The sequence below is a fragment of the Mesorhizobium sp. M7A.F.Ca.US.014.04.1.1 genome (genome assembly GCF_003998745.1).
Classification (GTDB): domain Bacteria; phylum Pseudomonadota; class Alphaproteobacteria; order Rhizobiales; family Rhizobiaceae; genus Mesorhizobium; species Mesorhizobium ciceri.
This window is the reverse complement of sequence record NZ_RZRW01000462.1, coordinates 1-4,558: the sequence shown is the minus strand read 5'-3', so window position 1 is coordinate 4,558 and position 4,558 is coordinate 1. Positions and strand designations below refer to the sequence as shown.

The 4,558-nt window shown below is 60.8% G+C and carries 4 protein-coding genes; 1 reads left to right on the top strand and 3 read right to left on the bottom strand.

Going from position 1 to position 4,558, the window contains the following annotated elements; all coding sequences use genetic code 11:
• Together EOA22_RS25055 and EOA22_RS25050 are read right to left on the bottom strand one after the other, a co-directional pair.
• Positions 1-862: polysaccharide biosynthesis/export family protein (locus EOA22_RS25055; RefSeq protein WP_206521334.1), on the bottom strand; the 862-nt coding region annotated here is incomplete at its 3' end.
• 13 nt (positions 863-875) lie between these two features.
• The gene (locus EOA22_RS25050; RefSeq protein WP_063170851.1) at positions 876-1,748 is read right to left on the bottom strand and encodes a glycosyltransferase family A protein; all 873 of its coding nucleotides are present in this window, start codon (positions 1,746-1,748) and stop codon (positions 876-878) included.
• A gap of 286 nt (positions 1,749-2,034) precedes the next feature.
• On the opposite strand from EOA22_RS25050, the gene EOA22_RS25045 reads away from it, so the two are divergent.
• Entirely contained in the window at positions 2,035-3,225 is a 1,191-nt protein-coding gene (locus EOA22_RS25045) for a glycosyltransferase (protein WP_245478681.1), read from the top strand.
• Here the strand turns inward: EOA22_RS25045 and EOA22_RS25040 are convergent.
• On the bottom strand, positions 3,218-4,348 hold the full coding sequence (locus EOA22_RS25040; protein WP_127390283.1) for a glycosyltransferase family 1 protein: 1,131 nt from the start codon (positions 4,346-4,348) through the stop codon (positions 3,218-3,220). The genes EOA22_RS25045 and EOA22_RS25040 overlap by 8 nt on opposite strands.
• Between the last annotated feature and the right edge of the window lie 210 nt (positions 4,349-4,558).

The window sequence follows — 4,558 nt, the reverse complement described above, 5'->3', positions numbered from 1 at the left end:
TCCCGTGAAGAGAGAATCCCCCGGGTCTATCCGCCAGCCCCTTCTGGACAAGGGCCGAAACACCCGCGAGTTCCTTCTGGATAAGTTCGATCTGTTGGTCGTGGAAGGCCATCTGCTGGCCGAGCGAGGTCAGTTCCTTTTCGAGGAAATCCTTGAGTTCGCGCAGGGCACGGAGTTGCGTCGCCATGGCGTCCTTGCGGACGGCGAAGATCTTGCGCTCCTGCTCCATCGCCACCGCGACCGTCTCGTTCGAAGCTCTGTCCTTCAGTTGCGCAGGGAAGGCGATGTCGTCGCTGCCAGCTAGTTCTGATTCCAGCCGTGCTTTGCGAGCGAGCAGACTGACGTTGCTCAGCGCCAACAAACCCACATCGCCCTGACCCACGATGACTTCACGCTCGAGCCTCGACATGTCTTCCTCGCGTGTTCGCAGGCCGCCGGCGATTCCCAGCGCCTGCAGCACCGTCAGCCCGGGCCTGTAGGGGAACTCGCCTGGCTGCGTGACGTAGCCGACAATGTAGAACGGCCTGTACTGGACAATCTCGACAGCGACATCCGGCTGGCGGCCGAGGCCCATGTGCTGCATCAGGCGGTCGCCGATCGCGCGGGCGAGGTCGCCGGGGGCGGTGCCCTGCGCGCGTATCTGGCCGACAAATGGAAGGAAGAGCGTGCCGTCGGCACCGACGACGAAACTGTCGTTGAGAGCCGTCCATTCGAAGATCACGTCGCGTGATGCGCGCCATTCGTAGACCTTGAGCCTGACCTTGTCCTGAGGTCCGAGGAGGTACTCGGCAGCCACCGTCGGCAAGGGGCAGGCAGCCGCCGCCAATGAAGCCGCCGCCACTGTCACAAGCCATTTCCGCATTGTCTTCCCACCTTCAGATTTTCAGGATGTATTCGGGTTCGATTCGTCCCATGGCGATGTGCCGGATCGCCAGCATGTTACCCCTGAGCCTGCCCCTGCGATCGATATACGGCTCAGGCCGCAGGCTCTTTGCGAGATTCGCGGCGATATTCCTGAACATCAGCGGAAGAGCGAAAGAGGCCGGAACGGAGCCCTTCCTGATCAGATAGATCGCATTCGCAACCTGGGAGTAGCCGAACCGCTCGCCGCTGACCCGCCCTGTCTTGATACCGAGATGGACGCCCGTGATCGCGGTCACGCAGACCACGCGGCCTTTGGATCTCATTTGGCTGGTGAAGTCGATGTCTTCCTGCCAGCCGTACAAGACGAGGCGCTCGTCGAAGCGCAAGTCGCCCACAAGCGAGGAACGCAAGGACATGTTGCATCCGTATGCTCCGACATGGTCGACCACCGGCGGTCCATCATGTTTTTTGCCCTCGTTTTCCCGCAAGGCGGCTTCGGCATTTTCCCAGGTGAGGCCAGCATTCGTGGCACCGTCCCTGACGACCGTGCCCATCACCACCGCCCATCCGTCATTTTCCACGAAAGCTTTCTCGACCTGCTGCAGATATTCGGCGGACGGAACGAAATCATCGTCGAAGAATGTGATGATGTCGAAGCGCCCCAGGGAAGGTACGAGAGCCCTGTTCCGCTGGGCAGCCAGTCCTTTCGGTCCGAAAACGAGTGACACCTGGAAAGGACAGCTTTCCGGCAGGTCGACATGCGAGGCGTCGGGCGCCGACACTATGACCTCATCAGGAAGCCTCGTCTGGCCGCCCAAATATCCAAGCAAACGCCCGACCTGTCCGCTGCGGCCAAGCGTCGGGATGATCACTATGAGTCTCATGCTCGATCCAGCTTCGGTTCCGCCGAAACCTAGACCGACGAGTGGACCGACACAGCCTGCATAAAAGGAGACGGGAGGAGCCTGGCCTACCGCCGGACACAGGCTTTCGGAGTATCCCGGTGACGGACCACATCCGCAAGTATTAGATGGCCATGCGCCCGTAGCGGTGTGTAGCCGATCGGACAGCTTGCCGGAGCAACGACATGGAATGGAGACTGCCAGCCTTATGAGGCTAGGGGGAACCATGCTCCACGAACGCTCTTCCGATTTGGCCGTCGCTGCCAAGATCGATGTATCCATCGAAGAATTGCCGGCCGCGCCGGGGCCCGGCTTCGACAGCAATGCCAGGATAGCGATCGTTCATGACTGGTGCCCGAATTTCCGGGGAGGGGAAAGGGTTCTTGCGCAAATCTGCAAGCAGTTCCCCAACGCCGAGGTCTTCACGCTTTTCGATTTCCTGCCACAAGAGGTGAAGGAGCAATATTTCCACGACGTGGAATTCCATACGTCTGCGGCCAACCGGATACCGATGGTCCATAAATTCTATCGATCCCTCTTCTTTTTCTGTCCCTTTCTGATCGAGCAATTCGACGTGACGGGCTACGACGCGGTGATCTCGTCGTCGGCCGCCTTCTCGCGCGGCGTCATCACCAGGCCGGACCAGCCGCATCTGTGTTATGTGCACAGTCCCGTCCGCTACGCCTGGGATGAACAATTTTCCTATCTTCAGCAGGGACGGCTTGGTTTCGGCCCCAAGGGAATGCTCTATCGCTACATGCTCCATCGCCTGAGGACATGGGATACGAGAACCGCGCACGGTCCGGACCTGATGCTGGCGAACTCGAATTATGTCCGCTCCCGTATCCAGCACATTTACGGGCGCCAGGCGCGCGTCGTTTTCCCCCCGGTCACACTGGGCGAATTGCCTTGTGTGGAGGATAAGGACGATTACTACGTTTCAGCGTCCTTCCTCGCCCCCTACAAGCGCACCGACCTTGTCATCCGGGCCTTCAACGAAATGCCGTCGCGGCGACTGGTCATCGTTGGCGAAGGGCAGCAATCAGCCTGCTTGCGGGCGCTTGCCGGTCCCAACGTCACCTTCTCGGGCTACCTGCCCCGGAAAGACTATGTGGACACGCTGGCGCGGGCGAAGGCGATGGTGTTTGCGGGCTGCGAGGATTTCGGCATAGCGCTGGCCGAGGCACAGGCCTGCGGGACGCCGCTGGTCGCGTTCGGTCGCGGCGGCGCCGTCGACATCGTACAGCGGCTAGGATCATCCTCCGAGCCGACAGGAGTGCTGTTCAAGGCTCAAACGGTCGATCACCTCAAGCAGGCAGTGGAACGGTTCGAAGAGAATAGCCATGCCATTGCGCCGCGCGCTTGCGCCAGAAATGCAGGACGTTTTTCAGAAGAGAACTTCGACCGCGCGATCCTGGAATCGCTAGACGCCGTCCAGGCACTTCACGAGATCATGTGAATTCGGGAGCCCTGACGATCTTCGTTTCCGTATCGACGCCGTCTGCGGCCGCCATCGCCTGGAGATAACGCAGGCCCGTCGCCCTCCAGCTGTATTCCGCGGCTCTCGCCTTTCCCTTGCCCATCATCTGAGCGCGCAGGGCCTGAGAAGTGCGAAGCTGCACGAAACTGTCGAACCATGCGTCCTGGTCGTCTGGGGATGCAAACAGCGCTGCATTGCCGCAGACTTCAGGCAGGCTGGCGCGGTCTGAAACCACGACAGGACAGCCGACGGCCATCGCCTCGAGGGCTGGGAGACCGAAGCCCTCCGTGAGCGAGGGGACAGCCAGGCATAGCGAGCCCCCGAGGAGGGCCGCCAACTCGCCATCCGAAATGCGGCCGAGCCAGTGGATGTTTCGCGCTTCGGTCCTGGCGGATCCTGACCTAAAGACGCGCGAATCCGACATGCCGACAATCGCGATTCTGAGTCCGGCTTCGCCAAGACGATCAGCCATGTTCAGGAGGAGATCCAGATTCTTGTGAGGTGCGGTACTGCCGATCAGGACAACGGTTTCCCGCGAGGCCGCCAGCCGCGTCTGTGCTGAGTGTTCAGGCTCCCACCGCAAGGCATGCTCATGGCCGTTCGGCGCCACGAAAGCCCGCTCTGCCGGGATGACGTCGCGGCGAACCAGTTCATCCAAGGAGTAGTTGGAAACGGTCGAAATACCGCACGCCGTCTTGCCGAGGGCGGGCAACAGATTCCTGTAAAGAAGTCTAAAGGCAAATGAATAGCTCTGCGGGGCATTCCAGACGTTTGCATCATGGACGCAGACGATATGCTTGCGGGAAAGCAGCGGCCCTGTGTTGCAGAGGCTGAGCAGTCCGCTGCCATCCAGGGATGAGGGGAGCTGCACCTGTTCCCAGGCATGCCCGTTCATGCCGCCGATCTCTCGACGCTCGATGCAAGCCAGGGGGAAGTCTCCGGACCCTGGAGGGTGGAGCAGTGCAAGCTCGAGGCCGCGGGTCAGCGGGTTCTGCTCGGCCAACAAGGTGTCGAGAGCGCGCACGACCTCGCGCGCGTAACGCTGAACGCCTGTTGTCGGCTGCGAAAGAAACCGCCCATTGATCGTCCAACGTCGCGCCATGTCGTCCACCCCTTGGAACTTTCAGTGTGGAACCGTCAAGACGCCAGGTCACCATGGCCATCGGGTCATTCGGCTAAGTGGCAATCATCAGGATTGGCGACGTCGGACAGCGTACCTACCTCGAACGTTTAAGGGCCTTGGTGTTCCTGGGAATGCTAGTCTGCCTAGGGTGCCGGAAGGTCGGGGAAGCTGGACATGGCCAAGCTCGGG

Bases quoted from the DNA above. Each gene is read 5' to 3' on its own strand.
- EOA22_RS25040 (WP_127390283.1), bottom strand. From the start codon at position 4,348: ATGGCGCGACGTTGGACGATCAATGGGCGGTTTCTTTCGCAGCCGACA.
- EOA22_RS25050 (WP_063170851.1), bottom strand. From the start codon at position 1,748: ATGAGACTCATAGTGATCATCCCGACGCTTGGCCGCAGCGGACAGGTC.